This is a genomic window from Asanoa ishikariensis (assembly GCF_900107455.1).
Classification (GTDB): Bacteria; Actinomycetota; Actinomycetes; order Mycobacteriales; family Micromonosporaceae; genus Asanoa; species Asanoa ishikariensis.
Window position 1 is genome coordinate 366,897 of record NZ_FNQB01000005.1, and the last position, 21,347, is coordinate 388,243.

General features: G+C 71.1%; 21 protein-coding genes and 2 pseudogenes. 11 read left to right on the forward strand and 12 right to left on the reverse strand.

Annotation, left to right across the window (positions count from 1 at the left end):
• Positions 1–540: 540 nt before the first annotated feature.
• From BLV39_RS38590 to BLV39_RS38600, 3 genes are all read right to left on the reverse strand, one after another.
• Complete coding sequence (locus BLV39_RS38590; RefSeq protein ID WP_090803654.1) at positions 541–2,025, reverse strand: PepSY-associated TM helix domain-containing protein; 1,485 nt, start codon at positions 2,023–2,025, stop codon at positions 541–543.
• Between the two features lie 78 nt (positions 2,026–2,103).
• On the reverse strand, positions 2,104–4,044 hold the full coding sequence (locus BLV39_RS38595) for a bifunctional copper resistance protein CopD/cytochrome c oxidase assembly protein (protein ID WP_090804112.1): 1,941 nt from the start codon (positions 4,042–4,044) through the stop codon (positions 2,104–2,106).
• A gap of 53 nt (positions 4,045–4,097) precedes the next feature.
• Complete coding sequence (locus tag BLV39_RS38600; RefSeq protein ID WP_090803656.1) at positions 4,098–4,643, reverse strand: copper resistance CopC family protein; 546 nt, start codon at positions 4,641–4,643, stop codon at positions 4,098–4,100.
• A 135-nt stretch (positions 4,644–4,778) separates the two neighbouring features.
• Between BLV39_RS38600 and BLV39_RS38605 the strand changes: the two genes are divergently transcribed.
• Complete coding sequence (locus BLV39_RS38605; RefSeq protein ID WP_143050073.1) at positions 4,779–5,132, forward strand: hypothetical protein; 354 nt, start codon at positions 4,779–4,781, stop codon at positions 5,130–5,132.
• Between the two features lie 3 nt (positions 5,133–5,135).
• Here the strand turns inward: BLV39_RS38605 and BLV39_RS38610 are convergent, their stop codons facing one another.
• Together BLV39_RS38610 and BLV39_RS38615 are read right to left on the reverse strand one after the other, a co-directional pair.
• Complete coding sequence (locus tag BLV39_RS38610) at positions 5,136–5,372, reverse strand: hypothetical protein (RefSeq protein ID WP_239084036.1); 237 nt, start codon at positions 5,370–5,372, stop codon at positions 5,136–5,138.
• 233 nt (positions 5,373–5,605) lie between these two features.
• Positions 5,606–6,190 carry a sigma-70 family RNA polymerase sigma factor gene (locus BLV39_RS38615; protein WP_090803663.1) on the reverse strand — a complete coding sequence of 195 codons (585 nt, stop codon included), beginning with the start codon at positions 6,188–6,190 and terminating at the stop codon, positions 5,606–5,608.
• Positions 6,191–6,236: 46 nt separating this feature from the next.
• Here BLV39_RS38615 and BLV39_RS38620 point away from each other — a divergent pair, with 46 nt between their 5' ends.
• Entirely contained in the window at positions 6,237–6,983 is a 747-nt protein-coding gene (locus BLV39_RS38620) for a zf-HC2 domain-containing protein (RefSeq protein WP_176985302.1), read from the forward strand.
• Between the two features lie 8 nt (positions 6,984–6,991).
• Here the strand turns inward: BLV39_RS38620 and BLV39_RS38625 are convergent, their stop codons facing one another.
• Entirely contained in the window at positions 6,992–7,555 is a 564-nt protein-coding gene (locus tag BLV39_RS38625) for a copper resistance CopC family protein (RefSeq protein ID WP_176985303.1), read from the reverse strand.
• Between the two features lie 159 nt (positions 7,556–7,714).
• On the opposite strand from BLV39_RS38625, the gene BLV39_RS38630 reads away from it, so the two are divergent.
• From BLV39_RS38630 to BLV39_RS38670, 9 genes and pseudogenes are all read left to right on the forward strand, one after another.
• A complete protein-coding gene (locus BLV39_RS38630; RefSeq protein WP_090804118.1) occupies positions 7,715–8,269 on the forward strand; it encodes a copper chaperone PCu(A)C in 555 nt (184 codons plus the stop codon).
• On the forward strand, positions 8,266–9,507 hold the full coding sequence (locus tag BLV39_RS38635; protein ID WP_090803671.1) for a Dyp-type peroxidase: 1,242 nt from the start codon (positions 8,266–8,268) through the stop codon (positions 9,505–9,507). The genes BLV39_RS38630 and BLV39_RS38635 overlap by 4 nt, the downstream gene beginning before the upstream one ends.
• Before the next feature lie 333 nt (positions 9,508–9,840).
• Positions 9,841–10,473, forward strand: coding sequence for a metal ABC transporter ATP-binding protein (locus BLV39_RS38640; RefSeq protein ID WP_090803674.1), 633 nt, complete (start codon positions 9,841–9,843; stop codon positions 10,471–10,473).
• Positions 10,474–10,477: 4 nt separating this feature from the next.
• Complete coding sequence (locus tag BLV39_RS38645; protein WP_218137114.1) at positions 10,478–11,359, forward strand: metal ABC transporter permease; 882 nt, start codon at positions 10,478–10,480, stop codon at positions 11,357–11,359.
• 49 nt (positions 11,360–11,408) lie between these two features.
• Positions 11,409–12,071 (forward strand): metal ABC transporter substrate-binding protein, encoded by a 663-nt coding sequence (locus BLV39_RS38650; RefSeq protein WP_218137115.1) that lies wholly within the window; start codon positions 11,409–11,411, stop codon positions 12,069–12,071.
• Positions 12,072–12,088: 17 nt separating this feature from the next.
• Positions 12,089–13,114, forward strand: a pseudogene (locus BLV39_RS45005) (FAD-dependent monooxygenase); the annotation flags it as partial.
• A gap of 39 nt (positions 13,115–13,153) precedes the next feature.
• The gene (locus BLV39_RS45010; RefSeq protein ID WP_342342487.1) at positions 13,154–13,699 is read left to right on the forward strand and encodes an aromatic-ring hydroxylase C-terminal domain-containing protein; all 546 of its coding nucleotides are present in this window, start codon (positions 13,154–13,156) and stop codon (positions 13,697–13,699) included.
• A 189-nt stretch (positions 13,700–13,888) separates the two neighbouring features.
• Entirely contained in the window at positions 13,889–14,488 is a 600-nt protein-coding gene (locus tag BLV39_RS38665) for a DsbA family protein (RefSeq protein ID WP_204082973.1), read from the forward strand.
• Positions 14,488–15,126, forward strand: a pseudogene (locus BLV39_RS38670) (vitamin K epoxide reductase family protein). The gene BLV39_RS38665 and the pseudogene BLV39_RS38670 overlap by 1 nt, the downstream one beginning before the upstream one ends.
• Here BLV39_RS38670 and BLV39_RS38675 read toward each other — a convergent pair.
• Genes BLV39_RS38675 through BLV39_RS38700 form a run of 6 tightly spaced genes read right to left on the reverse strand, consistent with a single transcriptional unit; the run spans position 15,053 to position 21,339 of the window.
• Positions 15,053–16,339 carry an MFS transporter gene (locus tag BLV39_RS38675; RefSeq protein WP_090803680.1) on the reverse strand — a complete coding sequence of 429 codons (1,287 nt, stop codon included), beginning with the start codon at positions 16,337–16,339 and terminating at the stop codon, positions 15,053–15,055. The pseudogene BLV39_RS38670 and the gene BLV39_RS38675 overlap by 74 nt on opposite strands.
• A complete protein-coding gene (locus BLV39_RS38680) occupies positions 16,320–17,003 on the reverse strand; it encodes an ABC transporter ATP-binding protein (RefSeq protein ID WP_239084037.1) in 684 nt (227 codons plus the stop codon). Before BLV39_RS38680 ends, BLV39_RS38675 begins: the two co-directional genes overlap by 20 nt.
• Positions 17,000–17,920 carry an ABC transporter ATP-binding protein gene (locus BLV39_RS38685; protein WP_090803686.1) on the reverse strand — a complete coding sequence of 307 codons (921 nt, stop codon included), beginning with the start codon at positions 17,918–17,920 and terminating at the stop codon, positions 17,000–17,002. The genes BLV39_RS38680 and BLV39_RS38685 overlap by 4 nt, the downstream gene beginning before the upstream one ends.
• Positions 17,917–18,780 carry an ABC transporter permease gene (locus tag BLV39_RS38690; protein ID WP_090803689.1) on the reverse strand — a complete coding sequence of 288 codons (864 nt, stop codon included), beginning with the start codon at positions 18,778–18,780 and terminating at the stop codon, positions 17,917–17,919. Before BLV39_RS38690 ends, BLV39_RS38685 begins: the two co-directional genes overlap by 4 nt.
• Positions 18,773–19,759 (reverse strand): ABC transporter permease, encoded by a 987-nt coding sequence (locus BLV39_RS38695; protein WP_090803692.1) that lies wholly within the window; start codon positions 19,757–19,759, stop codon positions 18,773–18,775. The genes BLV39_RS38690 and BLV39_RS38695 overlap by 8 nt, the downstream gene beginning before the upstream one ends.
• Positions 19,756–21,339: an ABC transporter substrate-binding protein gene (locus BLV39_RS38700; protein WP_090803695.1), complete on the reverse strand. Its 1,584-nt coding sequence runs from the start codon at positions 21,337–21,339 to the stop codon at positions 19,756–19,758. Before BLV39_RS38700 ends, BLV39_RS38695 begins: the two co-directional genes overlap by 4 nt.
• Positions 21,340–21,347: the final 8 nt, after the last annotated feature.

Consider the following 21,347-nt stretch of genomic DNA (forward strand, 5'->3'; position numbering starts at 1 on the left):
CAGCTGTAGTGGCCGAGATCGGGCGGTGGCCGAGATGTTCGCCGACCGTGACCGCAACTCGGCTGCGGTCGGGCGTTCGGATCCTCGTCGGGCCCGCCCAGTGACCTGCGACGGAAGGTCGTGCCGACGTCTAGCGCCGGCACGACCTCACGACCTTCCGCCGGTGTCGCGCTGGTTGGGGAGGATTGGCCGAGCCCGAGCCGTAGCTAGTTCGGGGTTTCGACCAGTCCGCATCGAAGATGGCGGACCCAACGTGACACAATCCGAACCGCGTACCCGCAGCTCAGGGCCCGTTTGTGGCCGTCGCACCTGTGCGAAATCGGCGGTTGTAGCGGGTCATGGCGCAGGTTCGAACCCTCGGCGGGTCACGCCAAACATGGGAACGGCATCCGATCGACGCTGATGACCGTGACGGGCGTGGCCGGTCTGGTTCTCGGCCTGGTCGCCTTGATCTTCGCCGTGCTGGCCTGGCGGCGCTCCGGCACCCGCGCCAGCTGAATGCACGCCGGCCGCCCCCGATCATAGGGGCGGCCGGCGTCTTCATCGGGTCAGGGTTGTGCCGGCGCGCGGCGCGGGCGAGGTCGGTATCACCTGGCGGGTGCGGCCACGGCGCACGGCACCGATGATGAGGTCGACGACCAGGAACGCGGCGAGGCTGATGCCCAGCATCGGCAACGCCCAGCCGACCCCTGCGGCGATCAGCAGGATCACGACGGCGACCGCGGGGTGAGCCTGCCGCCATGCTCCCCGGGCCGGTGGTGCGCCGAGCGGCGCGGTCCGGTCGGCGCGGGTGGGTCGGCGTTGCCACCACATGCGGTAGCCCCAGACGATCACACAGAGCAGACCCAGGGCGAGCGCGGCCAGCAGAAGCTGGTTGACCAGCCCGAACAGGTAGCCCATGTGCAGGGATACACCCCAGCTGGACAGCTTCTGCATGAGTGGCCATTCCGCGAAGTAGGTCCTGCCCACGACCGTGCCGGCCACCGGGTCGACGGCGGCGCTGTCCTGCCTCATGGGGAAGGCCATGTCGTTCTGCGCTACCACCCACGCGGCGCCGGGCTCGGCCGGCGGGCTGACCTGGATCGGGCCGGTCAGGCCGGCGTCCCGCGCGATGATCGTGACCTGGTCCACGTCGGTGATGGTGATGTCGCCGCTGGATGGTGCGGCGCCCCCGTGGTGGCCGCCGCCCGTAGACCCGCCGGGCAAGGCGGTGTCCAGCGTCGGCCGTGGGCCACCCCACGCTTCCTGCAGGATATCGAAGTTGGCGCCGGCATAGCGGGACCAGGTCAGGCCGGTCGCGGACAGCGCGAGCAGCCCGGTGACGAGCCAGACGCCGGTGGCGGCGTGCCAGCCGCGGGTGCGCCGGACACCTTTCTTGGCGGCGAGGTCGGGCAGGACGGTACGGCGCAGTTTGCGTCGTCCGGTCCACTGGCGACGTAGCCACAGGAAGAGCCCGCCGAGGGCGACCAGCCACAACCAGCTCGCGGCCAGCTCGGAGTAGTGCCGGCCGACCACGCCGAGGTGCAGGTTGCGGTGCATGTCGTCGAGCCAGGTCTGCAGCGGCGTCGACCCGAACCAGGTGGTCAGCGTGCCGCGCACCTCGTTGGTGTACGGGCTCACGTACACCGTGTGCTGCTTCTCGCCCAGCTCCGCAAGGTTGAACACCACCTTGGTGGTGTCGCTGGCCTTGACGGGTGGGATCACCGTGGCGAGGTCTCCGTCGGGGTGGGCCTGTCGGGCGGCGGTGACCTGCTCGGCCAGTGGCCGGGCGGTCCCGGTCGGGTCCACGTGCAGCTCGTGGGCGTACACGATCTTGTCGAATTGTGGGCTGAAGACGAATGCCAGTCCGGTCAGCGCGGCCACCACGAGGAAGGGCGCGATGAGGATTCCGGCGTAGAAGTGCAGGCGGAGCACCAGCGGGCCGATGGTTCGCTGGCGTTTGGCCGCGGCGGCGCCGGCGCGGCCCGGATCGGTCGCCGAGGACTTCGGCGTGCCCGGTTCGGTGAGCTCGGTGGTCGTGGACAAGGGGCCTCCAAGGTGGCGTGGCGCCGGCTGGCGCGCCACCGTGTTGGTCGGCGGTGGAGGTCAATCAGTTCCCGCCATCTATTTCGTGGGGCTGCGCCGCTCGTCGGCGGCGACCTTGGCGAGCCATTCGTTGTACGCGTCGTGGGCATCCGGGGGTCCGCCGGCCTCGGCCCGGTCGGCCGCGCGGTCGACGCGCCGCTGCTCGCGCTTGTCGGCGCGGATCCATTGCCGGAAGACGGCGCCGACCACCAGCACGGTGGGCAGCTCCCCGAACGACCAGGCGATGCCGCCGGCGACGTACTGGTCGTCGGCCGGGGTCGGCCCCCACGATCGCGGTAGCGCGGTGAACCAGTTGCCGGCGATCAGGTCGCTGGCCTGCATGATGGCCAGGCCGAGGAAGCCGTGCAGCACCATCGAGATCAGCACGAGGACCATCCGGACGAATGGCGACGGCCGGCTCCGTGGGGCTGGGTCGATCCCGACCACCACCCAGAAGAACAGGTATCCGGCGAGCAGGAAGTGGGCGACCATCAGCAGGTGGGCCGCGTGTGAGCGCAGGGCGAGCTCGAACAGGTCGGTGAAGTAGAACGCGTACATGCTCACGACGTAGACGCCGAGCGCGACGAGCGGCTGGGTGAGCAGGCGCGCCGTACGGGAGTGGACGGCTGACAGCAGCCACTCCCGTGGTCCGGGCCAGGTCGGGTCGGTCGCCGCGGGCAGCGCGCGCAGTCCGAGGGTCACCGGAGCGCCGAGCACCAGCAGCACGGGAGCGACCATCGCGAGCAGCAGATGCTCGACCATGTGGACCGAGAACAGCACCGGTGCGTACCGGGCGATGCCGCCGCAGGTCGCGACGGCGATGACCGCGCAGCCGACGAGGAAGGCGGCGGTCCGGCTGGCGGGCCAGGTGTCGCCGCGGCGGGTCAACCGGCGCACTCCGGCCAGGTAGGTGCCGGCCAGGGCGAGGACGGCGGCCAGCAGGAGCGGGTCGACCAGCCAGCGGGTCGCCAGGGTTCCGATCGACAGAGCTGGCGGCATCGAGAAGCCGAGCAGCGAGGTGGCGACGTCCTCGGACTCGGGACCGACCGGTGCCGGTGTGCGTGACAGCGCGACGGCCGCACCGATTGCGGCGCCCAGGACGAGCAGCTCGACTGCGGCGACACGGAGGAAGGCCCGCCGGTCGCCGGCCCGAAGCCGGGGCAGCGTCGCGCGGCGGTGCTGCCACCCGGCCCAACCGGCGAACGCGAGCAGTTCGACTTTGATCAGCACGAACTGCCCGTACCAGGTGCCGAGCAGGTCCCCCCAGGAAGGGAGGCGGACCGCGGCCGACAGCACCCCGGAGGCGCCGACGGCGGCCAGGCACCAGGCCGCCAGCGTGGAGAACCGGGCGACGGCTCGAGCCAGGTCTTCGGTGTCGGCGCGGGCGACGGTCGCCAGCGCCAGGAGCCCGCCGACCCAGAGCGTCACCGGCACGACGTGCAGGAGCTGGCTGGAGACCGCGAGCTGGTGGTTGTCGGCGGACGCGGCGTGGCCGGTGAAGATGGCCGGGGTGACCGCCAGCAGGGCGAGCACCAGGGCGGTCAGGGCGCCGGCCGGGCGCAGGGCGAGGGTGCAGGCCGAAAACACCGCCACGGCGAGCAGCGCCGAGGCGGCCAGGGCGCGGCCGAGGTCGACCGAGCTGATGAAGGTCAGGATCGAGGTGCGCGACACGGTCTCCCCGACGGGCCGGCCGAGGAGGTCGGAGATGGTGAGGCACAGCAGCGCGACCGACGAGACGGCCCAGGCCAGTGCCAGCCAGCGGGCGGCGCGCACCTGCCGGTAGCCGACCGGTGACAGCAGTCCCTCCCGTCGCGGCGCCAGCACGGTGGCCCCGAGCAGCAGCCCGATGGTCGCCACGGCGAAGACCTGGGTACCCAGGCGGGCGACCGGCAGCATCCACTCGGTGAACGGGCCGGGGTCGGGCAGGCCGGGCAGGGCGCGGTCGTCCACGCCGCCGCCGTACGCCAGCAGCACGAGCATCGTCGCGGCGGCGACGCCGAGCCCGGCGACGGCGACCGGCCACCTGCGGACCGTCAACGCGCCCGGACCCGGTTGCGCCGGAGGGCCCACCCGCCGGCGACCGCCAAAAGCGTCGCGGCAACGGCTGCGACCACCACGGCGACAGGCAGGTGTGACGCAGACGCCGACGGGGCGGCAACCGGTGCGTCGCTCGGTGAGGCGGCGTTGGTGGGTGGACCGACCGAGAAGGTGAGAGCGCCCTGCACGGGGTGGCCGTCCGGAGACACCACGCGGTACGCGACCGTGTAGCCACCGTCGGGCAGGTCGCCTTCGAGGTCGAGGCTGGCGGACATGCCCGACACCGTCGGGAGCTTGGCTGGCATGGGCTCACGGTGGCCGTCGGTGACGACGATCTGCGTGTATCGCGGGTCCAGGCGTTGCGCGAAGGTGAGCACGACCTGCCTCGGCGGTGCGGATAGATTCGCGCCGTCGGTCGGGGTGGATGTGGTGAGCTCGTTGTGCGCCCACGCCGGGGCGGCGGGCAGGACCACTGCCAGAGCGAGCGTGACCAGGCCACCGATCAAGGCGGCGGTGCGGGCAGGGCGGTGCGACGAAGGCATGGGAGACGACTTCCGTTGACGATTCCTCTCCTACTAGTCGTCGTAGTCGTCTGGGTGGTTCCAGTGGGATTCCTGGAACTAACTGAGGTGCGGCGACGACTGATCACCCGGAGTCTCCGCACGAAAGGGGTGTTGATGGAACTGCCGAACCTTGCCGAGTACGGGCAGCACCGGGATGTCGCTGAGGCCGAGTTCGAGGGTGTGCCCGTGCCGGGCTTGTCGGCGACGTTCTACCGACGGCCGGTGGGCGAGCGGCTCGCCACTGTCGGGCACTACACGTACCAGGGCCGCGACCTGCTGATGGCGTGGGGCTTCGTGGACGAGGCGCGCTGCCGGTTCTCGTCCGTTGTCGACGCCGACGGCGGTTGGCAGCCGCCGACACCGGGCTGCCCGGACGTGGCGGTACGCCGCGCCGACGGCGACCGCGGGCCGGTGCTCGGATTCACCGTCCGCGGTGCCGACGGGCGCTGGGTCGACGGCGTGAACTAGCGGTCAGCCGGTCTCGGCGACGTGGTCGGGGGCGGGAGTGCGTGACGCGCGTCGCACCGACCACAGCGAGAACGCGGTCAGGGCCAGCGCGGCGAGCATCGCCGTCAGGTGCAGGGCTGGGTTGGCGATCGGGGTGAAGCCGATCACCGCGACGGGGACCTGGACCACGGCGACCAGGGCGATGAGCACGCCACGGCGCCCGGCACCCCAGAAGTAGGCGGTCCACACCGGGGCGGTCACGACCAGGAGGGTCAGCCCATCGAGTACGGCGTGCAGGAACGCGTTGTGGACGTTGTTGTGTGCGAACGCTTGAGCCGGGCTGGCGATCAGCAGAACGGCTGTGGCGAGTGCGGCGATGGCGGCGGCGCGACGCGTGGCGGACCTCCCACGGTGACCATGTCGACACTGTGAGTGGTAACACTAGGTGGCGAACGGGGTGATGAGAACCGGGCTGGCGGCATGTGCGAATCGCGTCAGCTCGTCGACCGCAGCTGTCCCCGGCCGTTGGCGTTCATCGCCTCGACGAGGTCCTCGCGCGCCCGGGCGACGCGGGAGCGGATGGTTCCGACCGGGCAGCCGCAGACCTCGGCGGCCTCGGCATAGCTGAGTCCGGCGATCTGGGTCGCCACGAACGCCTCGCGACGCTCGGCGCTCAACCCTTGCATGAGGGCGGTCAGGGCCACGCCGACCTCGAAGCCCGCAGGGCGCTCGCGCAGCGTGGCGGCCTCGGCCGCGATCCGCCAGTCCTGGGTGGCGGCGATCCGGGGTCGCCTGGTGATCGACCGGACGTGGTCGACGCAGACCCGGCGGGCGATGGCCAGCAGCCACGTCGTGGCCGACGAGCGGCCGTCGAACGACGGCAGGGACCGCATCGCGCGCAGGTACGTCTCCTGGGTGAGGTCGTCGACGTCGCCCTGAGCCGAGAGGTGCCCGATGAACCGCCGCACCGTGTGCTGGGTCGCCTCCACGAACGCGGCCGCCGCGGCACGATCACCCGTTCCCGCGGCCAGGGCGCGCTCCGTGATCAGGTCGGCGAGCTCCGGATCAGCCTCAGGCATGGGCATCAGGCTAGCGTCCGCCGGAGCGCGCGGGAACCGGCGGGCCGTGCCCGGCGACTATCAGGGTGTGGGATGCGAGCGGTATCGCGAGGCTCTCTCCGCAGGTCTCGACGGGGAAGCGGCACCGGACGACGCCCAAGGCATCGATCAGCATCTGTATGTCTGCCCATCTTGCCGGTCATGGCTGGACGCCGCCGCAGCGGTCACCCGGATCGCCCGGACCTCTGCCGTGCCCGCTGGTGGCATGCCGGTTCCGGTGTTCGAGCCGCCTGCCGTGCGATGTTTCGGGGTGCCGTGGCTGCTCCGCGTCGGTTTGGCCGGCGTCGGCTTCGCGCAGTTCCTCCTTGGCGCGGCGCAGACAGCCGGCATCGGGCGGGCCGCGCACCTGGACCACGTCGGCGCGCCGGGCTCGGGGCATTTGTGGCACGAGTCGGCCGCGTGGAACCTGGCGCTCGGTGCTGGGTTCTTGTTCGTGGCCATTCGCCGGACTCGGCCCGCCGGCCTGCTTCCGACGCTCACGACGTTCGTCGCGGTGCTGGGGTTGCTGTCGCTGGGTGACATCGCCGACGGCAGGGTGGGTGCCGGCCGGTTGGCCAGCCACGCATTCCTCCTCGCCGGCTACCTGCTGACGATCGCTCTGTCGCGGCCGGCACTGGACCCCGGTCGGCCGCCAAGCGGTCGAAGGCACGGATGGAGTGTCCTGAGCCCGCGCGCGGAGGCGTTCTCGGCTGCGATGGTGGCCGAGGGCAGGTCGGCCGTGACCGCCGAGGTTCGCGAAGAACCGGCCGCGTAAGCGTGGCGTCAGGAGGCCGCCCGACGGCGCCGCCACCATGCCAGCCCGCCGCCGAACACGATCACGGCGGCGACCACGGCGATGATCCAACCGAGCGGACCGGACCCGCGGCCGGACGAGGTCCGTGACACCGGGACCGGGGACGCCGCCGTCGGCTCGGCCGTCGCCGGAGTTGGCGAGGGTGTTGCGGCTGCGACGTTCGGGCTCGGGCTTGTCGCGACGGGCGGGGCGACCTTGTTGGTGAAGGAGAACGTCCCCTGGATGGGATGGCCGTCGGACGACACCGTCCGCCACCGCACCGTGATGGTGCCGACCGGCAGCGGCCGCACCGCCTGGGTGACCGTGCGGTCCACCGCGCTGGCCGCGCCGTCGCTATAGGAGACCTCGTCCGGCCCGGCAACCACCACAGTGGTCCCGGCCTTCTTGATCAGCCCGCTGAACTTCAGGGTCACGTCCGTGACCGCCTTGCGCACGGTGGCCTTCGCCGCTGGTGTCGACCCCGTCAACTTCGTGTGCGCGAACGCCGGCGACGCCGGCAACCACACCGTCGCTGCCACGACGACAGCAGCCACGACAGCCAGTGAACGGGAACGGGACATAGGGAAGCCTCCTCGAGTGACGCTCCACACGGTAGCCCCGGTCGATGCAGCCGGACGAGCCGGAACTTCTTCGGAAGCCCTGACGACCAATCCTCTGACGCACCGATGAGCGACGACCGGAGGAACCACGGCATGAGCATTTCCACGACAGCGCGCGGTCTCGCGCTCGCGGCGACCGCGGCGCTCGCGTTGCTCGCGACGGCCTGTGGTTCCGCGGCCGAGCCGGCCAGCACCAGCACGCCGCCCCCACCGTCCGCGTCGGTCCCGGCCGACCCCATCGCCGTGCGCGACATATGGGTCAAGACAGCGGACAAGGGCATGACGGCCGCGTTCGGCACGCTACTCAACACCGGCGGCAGCGAGCTTCGGATCGTCAAGGCCACCTCCACCGCCTCGCCGATGATGGAGCTCCACGAGGTCGCCGAGGTCGACGGCAAGATGGAGATGCGGCCCAAGGAGGGCGGGTTCACGATCCCGGCCGGAGGCAGTCACGAGCTCAAGCCGGGCGGCGACCACCTGATGATGATGGACGTCAAGGCGCCAGTTAAGGCCGGCGACGAGGTCACGTTCACCCTGACCCTCGACGACGGCAAGACCTTCGAGTTCACCGCGGTGGCCAAGGACTTCGCGGGCGGCAACGAGAGCTACAACCCGGGCTCCAGCGCCAGCCCGATGACCATGGGCTGATGGGTACGCCCGACCGGCCGCTGTCCCGGCGGCGCCTGCTCGGCGGCGGTGCTTTGGCCGTCGGCGGGGGTGTCGTCGGGGCCGGCCTCACGGCCGGGGCGCACGCCTTCGCCGCCACCGATGCCCAGCCAGCCACACCAGCGGCGCCAGCCGTTCAAGTCCTCGGAACCCAGACCGTTCCCTTCTACGGCGCGCACCAGGCCGGAGTCGACACCCCGGCCCAGGCGCATGCCGCGTTCCTCTCCTTCGACCTGCGTCCAGGCGTCGACCGAGCCGCCCTGGGGCGGATGATGCGGCTGCTCACCGACGACGCCGCCCGCCTCACCCAGGGCCGCCCGGCCCTGGCCGACACCGAGCCGGAGCTGGCCGCCATGCCGGCCCGGCTGACGGTCACGTTCGGATTCGGCCCGAAGCTGTTCGCCGCAGCCGGCCTCGACTCGCATCGACCGACCTCGCTGGCACCGTTGCCCGCGTTCCCGATCGACAAGCTCCAGCCACAGTGGACCGGCGGGGACCTGCTCATCCAGATCTGCGCCGACGAGCCGCTCACCGTCACCCACACCCAACGCATGCTCATCAAGGACACGCGCGCCTTCGGCAGCATCCGCTGGACCCAGCGCGGCTTCCGGCGCAGCCGCGGCATGGAGGACGACGGCGTCACCCAACGCAATGTCATGGGTCAGCTCGACGGCACGCGCAACCCCAAGCTCGGCACGCCCGTGTTCGACGGAGCCGTCTGGGTTGACAGTGGACCGACCTGGCTGCACGGCGGCACGACCGTCGTCGTGCGGCGGATCCGGGCCGAGCTCGAGACCTGGGACGCCGCCGACCCCACCGCCAAGGAGTTCGCCGTCGGTCGCCGCCTGTCCGACGGCGCGCCACTCACCGGCGTCGACGAGCACGATCAGCCCGACCTGGCCAAGACCAACGAGCTCGGCTTCACCGTCATATCCGAGTCGGCGCACATCGCCCGCGCCCACGTCACGTCCGACCGGCAGCGGATCTTCCGGCGCCCGTACAACTATGACGAAGCGCCAGGACCGGACGGGAACTCAGACGCCGGGCTGATCTTCGCCGCCTACCAGCGCGACATCGGCACCCAGTTTCTCCCCATCCAGCGCAACCTCGCCGAGAACGACCTCCTCAACGACTGGATCACGCCGATCGGCTCGGCTGTCTTCGCCGTCCCACCGGGTTGTCGTGAGGATGGATGGGTGGGCCAATCCCTGCTGGGCTGACCCGAGCGAAGGCGGACGGGAACCGGACCCCGTTCGCGGACGACTGAATAGTGTGCGGGGCTATCCTCCGGGTCCCGCTCAGAACGCCCGGCGGAGCCCGCTGTCGCGGGTTGATCTGTCGTCACGAGTGGGCACGCGGTGCTGGTCGTCAGTCAGGGCCGCGCTGCCGCAGGGCACACGTGGTCGACGGCCGGGGGCGAGTGGGGCGGCCGACGGCGCGGCCGCCCCACTCGCCGTTCCGGACCAGTCTGCGGTCGGCGGGAACCGGATGCTCAAGATTCACGACTACCAGTTCATGAAGCGTGTCGGGTGTGGACAGGCACTGGTGTCCGGGTGACCGCCACGACCGTTTCCTTCGCCTCGGTTACCTGCAGGTTCGGTCGACGGACGGTGGTCGACGAGGTCGACCTCACCGTCGCCGCCGGGGAACACCTCGCGCTGACCGGCGCGAACGGGTCCGGCAAGACAACGCTCCTGCGTGCCGCGCTCGGCCTGCATCCCATCGCGTCTGGCGTGGTGGCGGTAGGTGGTGTCCCCGCTGATGGTCCTGGTGCTCTGGCGCGGCGACGCCGAGAGGTGGCGTGGATGCCGCAGCGGCTCGCGCCGGGCCGGTTCCCGCTGCTCGCCGGTGAGCTGCTCGACAGCGGCGGCGATCCCGTGGCAGCCCGCGACGCCGCTGGCCGCCTCGATGTCGGGAGCCTGCGCGACCGCCCGTTGGACACCCTCTCCGGTGGGCAGCTGCAGCGCGTGTTCCTGGCTCGCGCGCTGGGCGCCGTTGCCGCCGGTGCCCGCGTGCTCTTCGCCGACGAACCGACGGCGGCGCTCGACTTCGCCGGACAGGAGCAGGTCGCCGCGTTGCTGGCTGCACTGCCGGTCACGATGGTCGTGATCTCCCACGACCGGACCACGACCCGCGCGTGCGATCGCGTCGCCGAGATGGCCGCCGGCCGCCTACGGCTGGTGTGAGGGCGTGGACCAGTTCATGACGCTGCTCGAGCTACCCGCCGTACAACGGTCGGCGGCGGGCCTCGCGATCGCGGCGGTGGTCCTGCCGATCGTCGGTGTCTTCATCATCGGACTCGACATCATCGCGGTCCGTTTCGCGATCATGCACGTGGCGTTGCTCGGCATCGCTGTCGGCCTGTTGACCGGGCTCGACCCGACGCTGTGCGGGCTGGCCGCCTGCGCGATCGCCGGCGCCGGCGTGGCGCCGCTGGCTCGACGTCCCGCCGGCCTGTCGGGAGCCATGGGCCTGCTGATGACCTTCGCGATCGCCGCCGCCCTGCTCGTGCTGTCGGTCTCCGGCGTCAACGCGACCGGTGCGTTCGAGCTGCTCTGGGGTTCCATCCTGGCCGTCCGCGCGGTCGACCTGTGGATCCTCGCGGCGCTGGCCGTCGCGGTCCACGTGCTTTTCTGGCGCTGGCGTCGGCAGCTCGCGCTGCTGCTGTTCGACCGGGAGCTGGCGCTCTGCTCGGGCGTCGCGGCCGGTCCGCTGATGCTGGCGCTACTCGCGGTCGTGGCGGTCGCGATCGGGGCGTCGATCCGCCTGACCGGTGCCCTGCTCGTCGACGCGTTGACGATCCTGCCGGCTCTCGCGGCCCGCAACCTCGGCCGATCGCTGACCTCGATGGCGCTGTGGGCGGTCGCCTTCGGCGTCGTCGGCAACGCGGTCGGCTTCTCTCTCGCGCTCGCGCTCGACCAGCCGCCGGGCCCCGTGCTGGTGCTGGTCTGCGGCGGGCTGACCCTGGCCACCTATCTCATACCCGAAGGAGCGATCGATGCGTTGGTCCCGAGCCGCCGCCGCAGTGGTGACGACTCTCGTTCTCTTGACAGCCGGATGCTCCAGCACTGACGCGAGCCCAACGACGGCCGGGTCGCCACCGGCCGGTGACGAGCTCACTGTGGTCGCGTCGACCAGCTGGGCCGGCGCCCTCGCCAAGGCCGCCGGCGCGTCCGCCGTCACGGTCATCGCGCCGGCCAACGTCCAGCATCCGCCGGACTACGATGCGAAACCCAGTGACCTGGCCGCGGTGGCCGGCGCCGACTACATCCTCTACGCGGAGTTCGACGGCTTCGCCGCCAAGATCAAAGAAGCGACCGGAGGCACTGGAGAGCTCGTACCGGTCGAGCTCGAGAACACGCCGGCGAAGATCCGTGCGGAGGTGACCCGACTCGGCGCGATGTTCGGCACGGAATCCGCGGCGACGACCTGGCTGTCCAGTTTCGACACTGAATATGCGGCGCTCTCGTCGGGTGTGAAGGCGAAGGTGCCCACCACACCACCCGTGGTCGTCTCGCACCTCTTCATGGGCTACTGGGGCGAGTTCGCCGGATTACAGGTGCAGGCAACGTACGGACCTGAGCCGATCACACCGGGACAGCTCGCCGAGCTCACCGCGAAGAAGCCGACCATCGTCCTCGCCAACTCACACATTCCCGGGGCCAACCCGGAGATTCCCGGTGCCAAACGGGTCGACATCGTCAACTTTCCCGCCGATGACCTCGATCTGCTGGGCGTGTTCCGGACCAACGCACAGCGGCTGACCGCCGCGGTCGCGGGTTGAGCATCGCCGTGCCCGGTGTGCTGGTCGTCGGAGGCGGCCCGGTCGGCCTGAGCATCGCGCTCCGGCTCGCTCAACTCGCCGTCCCGGTCACCCTGGTCGAGCGGCACACCGGCACGGCCACCTTTCCGAAAGGGCGTGCGCTGAGCGTGCGCAGTATGGAGATCTACCGATCGTGGGGCATCGAAGCGGACGTGACCGCCGCCGGCCTACCTCGCGACCAGCTCGCGTTCTACGCCGGACGGTCGCTGGTCGACCCGGTCGGCACCCGGATGGTCGCCAACCCGGCGTCGCGGCCGCTGCCCAGCCCCACGTACACCCTGCTGTGCTCCCAGGACCGCCTCGAACCCCTGCTGCGCGAAGCGGCGTCGCGGAGGACAACCGCACGCATCCGTTTCTGAGTCGAGTTGGTCGCGCTGACCACCGAAGCGGAGCGGCCGATCGCCACCTTGCGTGATCGCCGCACCGGCGAGGTGGAGCAACTGCGACCCGACTGGGTCGTCGGCGCCGACGGTGCCCACAGCACCGTCCGCGACGCGCTCGGCATCGCCATGACAGGGCCGACCGATGTCTCGCACAACGTCAACATCCTCTTCGAAGCGGACCTTGCCGCTCACCTCACCGACCGGCTCAGCGCGGTCTACACCGTCCAACGGCCGGAGCTGCACGGCACGTTCCTCGCCGTCGACAGCGACCGGCGATGGCTGTTCAATCTCGTGGTCGACGGCGGCCCGCCCGCCGATCTCGACAACCGGGCGGCGGCCGACCTGATCCGATCAGCGGCGGGGCTGGCGGACCTGCACCTGACCATCGTGGCGCAACAAGTCTGGCGTGCGGCGGCTCGAATCGCCGACCGCTTCCAGGCCGGTCGGGTGCTCCTCGCGGGCGACGCCGCACACGTCACCACGCCTTACGGCGGCTTCGGTCTCAACTGCGGCATCGCCGACGCGGACAACCTCGCCTGGAAGCTCGCGGCCGTCTACCACGGACGGGCATGGCCGGCACTGCTGGACACCTACGCGGCAGAGCGAAGACCGGTCGCCGAGCTCAGCGTCGCGGAAAGCCACACCCGCCTCGTCGACGCCATGGCGGCGCACCGGACGGGCGCCGCACCGACCGCGAGACCCAGCGAGGGTCTGGTGCTCGGCTACCACTACACCTCGGCCGCCGTCATCGCGGACTCCTCGCCGGCGCCCCCCGGCGACCCGGTCGCTGATTACGAGCCGGTCGGTCGTCCGGGCCACCGGCTGCCGCACCTATGGCTCGGCCAGCCGCAGCGAACCTCCACACTGGACCTTCTGGATCCGCTTGAGCTGACCGTGCTGGCCGGACGAGACGCCGACTGGTGCCCGGCATGGCCGGTGACCCGCCGGATCGGCACGGCCGACTTGCCCGACCCCGACGACGCGTTCCTGGACCTGTGCGGAATCGGACCGAACGGCGCGGTCCTGGTTCGGCCCGACGGCCACATCGCGTGGCGAGCGCCGGCCCGCCCGGCGGACGGCGCGGACGCACTCGTGGACGCGGCCGGCCGGATCCTGTCCGCCACACCAAGCGCACGACCGACGTCCCCGGCCAGGAATGTTCCCCCTGGCGGGAACCGCGACCACCCCGCGGACGACCGAATCTAGCGACGGCATCGGTTGCCGCGCACAGCTCTCCCGACGCAGAAGGCCAGGCATGTCGAGAAGAACGCCCCACTCGCCGGCAATCAACGGCGCCAAGTCCCCTCAGGTCAAGCCCGTCGACAAGTCAGTAGCGGCGCTGCGCCGGCGCGGCCTCAGCACCAACGCCAAGCTCACCATCGGCTTGCTCACGTCGTGCTCGTCGGTCTGGTCGGCTTGTTCGTCTATGTCGAAAGCGCCGGTGACAATCCCTCCGGGAGCGCCGACCTGGTCACCGCCGACAGTCACCGATTGTCGGAAGCCAGCGACGGCAGGGTCACGCTCGTCGAGTTCCTCGACTTCGAGTGCCCATCCTGCGGCCAGGCATTCCCCGCCGTCGAGCAACTACGCGAGGAATACGACGGCCGCATCACGTACGTTGTCCGCAACTTCCCGCTGCCCATGCACCGCAACGCCGAGAACGCGGCCAAGGCCGCCGAGGCCGCGGGACTGCAAGGGAAGTTCGAGGAGATGTACCTACAGCTGTTCCGGAACCAGCAGTCGTGGGGCGGCGGGCAGGACGACCGTGCGGAGACGTTCGTGGACTACGCGCGACAACTCGGCCTCGACGTCGAACGGTTCACATCCGACCTTGCCGGGGCCGAGGTCGAGCGGCGTGTCCGAACCGATGTCGCGGCGGGCGAGGCGGCCAGAGTGATTGGCACGCCGACCTTCTTCCTCAACGGTGAGCGGATCTCGGCTCCGCCCAGCTACCAGGCCCTCAAGGACGCCGTCGACAATGCCTTGGCCGGTTAATGGCGGTCACCGGGACTACGGCGCCCCGGTCCGCGCCGATCGACGACCCGGTCCGGTCACACACCATCGACTGTGTCCTGACGGTGGGAGGCCTGCTCGGCCTCGCGGCGGCTGCCACGTTGACGGTCGAGAAAGATGTACCTGCTGGCCGATCCGTCGTACCGGCCGAGCTGCAGCATCAATCCGATCCTGTCGTGCGGCTCGGTGATGACCACCGCGCAGGCCGAGGCCTTCGGTTTCCCCAACCCGGTGATCGGGATGGTCGCCTTTCCGGTAGTGGTGGCACTCGGACTGGCCGTGCTTACGGGGATCCGGCTCAACCGCCTTTCTGGCTGGGGCTCCAGGCAGGCGCCGCCTTCGGCGTGGTGTTCGTGCACTGGCTGATCTTCCAGAGCCTCTAGCGCATCGGTGCGCTGTGTCCGTACTGCATGGTCTTCTGGGTCGTGACGATCGCTATCTTCTGGTACGTCACCCTGCACAACCTGCGGACCGACAATCTGCCATCACCCCGCACGCTTCTGCCCCTCATCAGCTTCGCCGTTCGTAGCCACACGTTTGTTCTGCTCATGTGGTACCTGACGATCGTGGCGCTGATCGGTGTCCGGTTCTGGTCCTACTGGCGGACGTTGCTGACGTGACCGGCGAACCAGCGCTGCCCACCATCGTGGGGTGTCGCTGTGCCCAGCGGATGGCGGGCGGCGCCAACAGCCCGGTCAGCGCGAACATCGCGCCGGCGACGTACCAGCCGGGTGTGCCCCAGGTGATGCAGAGGGCGATCAGCAGAGCGGGTCCGAACGCGTCGGCTAGGCCGGCGCCGAGGCCGAACACACCCAGATACTGGCCGGTGGCGTGGATCGGGGCCAAGGCGAAGGAGATCTCGAATCCGGCGGCGGCGTGCCAGAGCTCGCCGATCGTGTGGATGACCGCCGCGACGAGCAGGAGTGTCACGGCCGCCCAGGCGGGCGTGGCTCTGGTGACGGCGATCAGCGAGCAGGAGGCGAGGAAGGCGATTCCGGAGCGCCGATATGCCCGTCCGCCGGCGGCTGGGGAGTCGATGCCGCGGCTGGCGCGGACCTGGAAGGCGACCACCATGAGGGTCCCGACGAGCATGGTCCCGGAAACGATCCACGCCGGTGCGGTCGTCGCCGTCACCACCCACAGCGGGATGAGGACGGTGAGCACCTTGAACTGGATCGCCATGACGCCGTCGATCGCGGTCAGCACCAGGTAGGGCCAGTCGCTGAGGGCCAGCCAGCGCGGGCCGGGAACGGTCGGCTCCGGAGCGACCGCGGGCAGGGCGACCAGGATGACGGCGGAGATGACGAACGCGATCGCGTTGCCCAGAACCATGAGGTGGTACGCGGTCAGCGTGCCGACCTGGACGGCCCAACCGGCGCCCAGGGCGCCGAGCGAGATACCGACGTTGGTCACGCTGCGCAGGTAGGCGCGGAACTCCTGCGGTCGGTCGCCGCCGTAGTGGCGGATGAGTGGGCTGCGGGCGGCCAGGCCGGCCGCTTTCGCGCCGGCAGCGGCGCAGACCGCGACGACGAACGGCCAGAATTCGTGTACGAGCACGAACGCGGCGGTGGCGAGGGCCTGGACGGCGAGGGTGACGGCGTACACGCCGCGGGCGCCGTGCCGGTCGGCGAGGTGCCCGGCGCCGATCCCGACGGCCAGCGCCAGGGAGCCAGCGATCGCGAGTCCGGCACCCACCTGGGTCGCGGGCAGATGCAGTGCCTGGGTGAAGTAGAGGACTCCGGCGGTCAGGTAAAGGCCGCTGCCGACGGTGTAGACGAAGTTGGACGCGGCGAGCAGGCGCTCGGGCCCGCTTTCAGGCAGCAGTCGCGGCATGGCGGCGTTCCTGGGTCTGTAGATCCACGACGCGGTCGGCCCATCGGGTGAGCAGCGCGTGGTCGTGGCTGACGACGAGGATGCCCGCACCGGTCTCGCGTTGGTAGTCGGTGAGGACCCCGGCGACGTGGGCCTGGGTCGAGGCGTCGAGCATCGCTGTCGCCTCGTCGCAGAGCAGGTAGCTCGGGCGGTGGGCGAGCGCGCGGGCCAGGCAGGCGCGTTGGAGCTGGCCGTCGCTGACCGCGTGCGGGCGACGGATGAGCAGGTCGGCAGTCAGCCCGACCAGGTCGGCCAACTCGGTGACCCGCTCGCGGACCGCCGCGTCCGGATGGCCGGTGGCGCGCAGCGGCTCGGAGATGATGTCGTCGAGCCGCAGCCGTGGGTCGGTGGCCTCGCGGGGGCTCTGGAACAGCACGCCGATCCGTGTCCGCAGCGCTGCGGGCACCCGGTGCCGGGCACCGGCGACCCAAGTGCCGTCGATGCTGACATGCCCGGCGTCAGCGCCCTGCACCAGGGCGAGCACCCGCACCAGCGTGGATTTCCCGCCGCCGGACGGCCCGCGCAGTCCGACCGTCTCCCCGGATCCGATGTGGAGAGACACTCGGTCGAGCACCCGCTGTCGGCTGTAGGAGACGGTGACGTCGTGTGCCGCGAGCGAGGTCACGCCGCGACCTCCTGTTCCACGAGCGGATGGTGGCACCGGGCTGTGCCGGAAAGGTCCGGCATGGTCGCGCAGGCGTCGGTCGCGCGGGTGCAACGCGGCGCGAAGGCGCAGCCCGCCGGGAGCGCGGTGAGCATGGGCGGATGCCCGGGTACGGCGCGGAAGGCGCGGTCGGGCAGGGCGTCGAGCAGACCGGCGGTGTACGGGTGTGCGGGCGCGGCGAACAACGCGTCAGCGGGTTGCTCCTCGACGATCCGGCTGGCGTACATGACGGCCACCCGGTCGGCGACCCGTTGCGCGGCGGTGAGGTCGTGGGTGATCAGGATGACGGTGTTGCCGGTGTCGCAGCGTCGGCGCAGCAGGTCGAGAGTGTGATCGACCAGCGGCCGGTCCAGGCCGGTGGTGGGTTCGTCGGCGATCAGCAGGGACGGGTCCGGCGCCAGCGCGAGCGCGGTGCACAGCCGTTGTGCCATGCCTCCGGACAACTCGTGTGGATAGCGGTCGAGATCCGCTGGGTCGAACCCGACGGCGGCGGCAATACCGTCGGCGTCTGACCGCGGGCGGCCGTGCGCCCGAAGGGTCTCCTCGAGCAGTCGCCGTCCGGTGCGCACGGGGTTGAGCGCGGTGGCCGGGCTCTGCGGCACGAGCCCCACTCGCCGGCCCCGCACACCGGAAACGCGGCCAGTCAGCAGCTCGGTGTTCCCGTCGAGAACGGCGCGCCCGGAGACGGTGGCGTTGCGGGGCAGCAGGCCGAGCAGCGTGTGCGCGAGCACCGACTTGCCGCAACCGGACTCGCCGACGACGGCGAGCAACTCTCCAGGTTGGACGGTCAGGGACAGGTCGGTGACGGCGTGTACGACGGCGCCGCGCAGCCGGAACCGGACGGTGAGCCCGTCGGTCGAAAGGCGTGGCGTGGTCACAGTTGCAGCTCCGCTCGTACCCGTGGATCGAGGTATTCGCGCCACCGCACGGCCAGGGCGGCGATGGCGAGGGTGACCACGACGATGACCGCCCCCGGGGCGATGCTGGCCCACCAGGCGCCGGTCAGCAGCGAGCCCTGACCGTCGTTGATCATGTTGCCGAGCGAGGCCAGGTGTGGCGGCAGGCCCAGGCCGAGGAAGGACAGTGCGGTCTCGTGCCAGACGGCGTGCGGGATCATCAGCGTGGTCGCCAGGGCCAGGCGCGGCAGTACGTGCGGCAGCAGGTGGCGGGTGAGGATGCGACGGCGCCCGGCTCCGCCGCTGATCGCGGCGTCGATGAACGGCCGGTTGCGCAGGCTCAGCAGCTCGGAGCGGACGATCCGGGCGGTGGACAACCAGTGCGTGACCCCGATCGAGGCGATGACGGCGCCGAGACTAGGGCGCAGCATCGCCACGATGAAGATGCCGAGCAGCAGGTGCGGCAGGGCCGCGACGGTGTCGACGACGCGCATGAGCAGCCGGTCGACCGGACCACCCAGCGTGCCGGCGATGCCGCCGACGATCCCGCCGATCACGGTGGCGACCAAGGCGGCGACCGCGCCGACCAGCAGGGAGACCCGCAGGCCGTACAGAGCCCGCAGGGAGACGTCGCGCCCGAGGTCGTCGGTGCCGGCCGGGTGGGCCCACGACGGTGGCAGGCGGGTCTGGTCGAGGGCGACGGCGCTCTGGTCGAGGGGCCAGAGCGCCGGCGCCAACAGGCAGGCGAGGATCGCGACCGCCAGCACGGAGGCGGCTACCAAAGTGCCCGTCTGGCCTGGCCGCAGGCGGAGAACGCGACGGCGCGGAAGGGCGTCAAGCATCGAGACGGATCCTCGGGTCGGCGGCGGCATAGGCGAGGTCCGTCGCGAGGTTGGCGGTCAGGACGGCGGCCGTGGTGAGCAGGGTGATCGCGGCCAGCAGCGGGAAGTCGCTGCCGAGCGCGGCCTGGACGGTGACGCCGCCGAGCCCGGGCAGGGAGAACACGGTCTCGACGAGGATCGCGCCGCCGACGAGCTCCGGCAGGTGCGTGCCGATCAGCGTGAGGAACGGCAGCAGCGCGGTGCGCAGCGCATGTCCGAATAGGATGGTGCGACCGGGTAGGCCGCGGGCGCGGGCGGCGAGGACGTGGTCGTCGCGGAGGCTGTCGGCGACGCCGTCGCGGACGAACAGCACGAACCACGGCGCCTGCGAGATGGCCAGCACCAAGACGGGCAGCACCAGGTGGTGGGCCACGTCGCCGAAGCCGGTGCCGCTCGCGGTGACATCGGTCAGACCGCCTGCTGGCAGCCAGCCCAGCGCGAGGGCGAACACGGCTATCGAGGCCAGGCCGATCCAGAACACGGGCATGGCTTCGACGGCGTACGCCGCGGCACGCAGCGTCCGGTCGAAGATCCCGTTGCGGCGGTACGCGGCCAGCGCACCGAGCAGCAGACTGGCCAGCAGGACGATGGCCAGGGCGAGGGAGACGACCAGCAGCGTCCACCCGGCCCGGGCGGCGATCACTGACGCGACCGGCTCGTGCCGGCTGGTCGACCAGCCCAGGTCGCCGCGCAGCAGGTTGCCGATCCACCGCAAGTACTGCACGGGCAGCGGGTCGTCGACACCCCAGTTGGCGCGGATCTGCGCCAGCACCTCCGGGTTGGCGGTGAACGCGGCCGAGCCCGCGTACTGCTTCGCGGGATCGATCGGGGATGCGGCGCCCAGAGCGAACATGCCGATGCTGGTGAGCACCAGGATCGGGACGGCGACGAGCAGCCGGCGCCGGACGACCCGTCCGGCGCCGGCGAAGCGACGACTCACTTACGCTTCCAGGTGTTGATGTTCCACCAGATGCTGTTGGCGACGTCGTGCTCGTGCGCCTCGACCCGCGGCTGGACGCCGTTCACGGCGTCCTTCACGACGTACGTGTGCTTCAGGTAGGCCAGGAACAACCAGGGCAGGTCGGTAGCGAGCTGCTTCTGGAACGAGCTGTACGCGGCCTTGCGGGCGGCCGGGTCGGCGAGGTCCCGCCCGTCCTGCAACGCCTTGTCGACGACCGGGGACTTGTAGTGGCCGGGATTGAAGTAGCCCTGCCCGGCGAACTGGGAGCTGAACAGCTTGTAGGAGGTGAAGTCCGGGTCGTACGGCGTGCCGAACCCCATCAGCAGGGCGTCCTGGCTGATCCGGGTGTCGATCGCGTCCCAGGTCAGGCCTTCGGGCTTGATCTCGATGCCGACCTTCTTCGCGTCGGCGGTGACCGCGAGCGCGAGCTCCTTGCGCAGGCTGTCGGTGGCCGGGTACATCAGGGTGAACGCGGCCCGCTGGCCACCCTTGGCCCGGATCCCGTCGCCACCGGCGGCCCAGCCACCGGCGTCAAGCGCGGCAGTTGCCGCAACCGCATCCGCTGCGGGCCGGCCCGCGGCGGCGGGCTCGGCGAACTCCGAGGTCGGCGGCACCGGCCCGTACGCCGGCTCACCGGCACCCCCGAGGACGCCTCCGATCATCGCGGTGCGGTCGACGGCGGCGTTGAGCGCCTTGCGGACCGCCAGGTCGCCGGTCACAGGATTGCCCATCGGCAGCATCACGCCGCGGTAGTCGGCGCTGTCGACCCGGTGCACCTGATAACCGCCCACGGAGTCGAACCCGGCGGCCAGCTTCGGCGCGAGCTCGGCAGCGTCGAACTCACCGGCGCGCATCCGCTGCGCGCGGACGTTGTCGTCGGCGACGAACGCGACGACCACCTTCGCGTTGGCGGGCTTGCCGCCGAAGTACGTGTCGTTGGCCGCGAGGACGAGCTTGTCGCCGGGCGTCCAGGACTCGACCTTGTACGGGCCGGTGCCGATCGGCTTGCGGTTGAAGTCGGCCTGGTTGACGTCCGTGCCCTGCAGGGCCGCCGCCGGGACGATGCCGAGCGCGAGCCGCTGGAGGAACGGCGCGTACGCGTACTTGAGCGTGAACACGACCGTCTTCGGGTCCGGCGCGGTGACCGAGGCGAGCATCTCCAGGTCAGAGCGGATCACCGAATCGACCTTCGGATCCAGGATCGCCTGGTACGTGAACACGACGTCCGCGGAGGTCAGCGGGCTGCCGTCGTGGAACGCGATCCCATCGCGCAGCGTCGCGGTGACGGTCTTCCCGTCGGGCGACACGGTCGGCAGCGCGGCGGCCAGGCCGGGCACGAGGGCGTTGCCGGCGTCGCGGGCGACGAGCCCGTCGAAGATCAGCGAGGCGCCGTCGACGCCGTAGTTGAGCACGGGGTTCAGGGTGTCCGGCTCGCCGGCGGTGGCGACGACGAACGTCCTGTCGGCGGAGGCGGCGGCGCCGCTGGTGGTCGGGCTCGTCGAGCATGCGGCGAGCGCGAGGGCGCAGGCGACGAGGACGGCGGGGACACGGCGGATCACAGGGCACT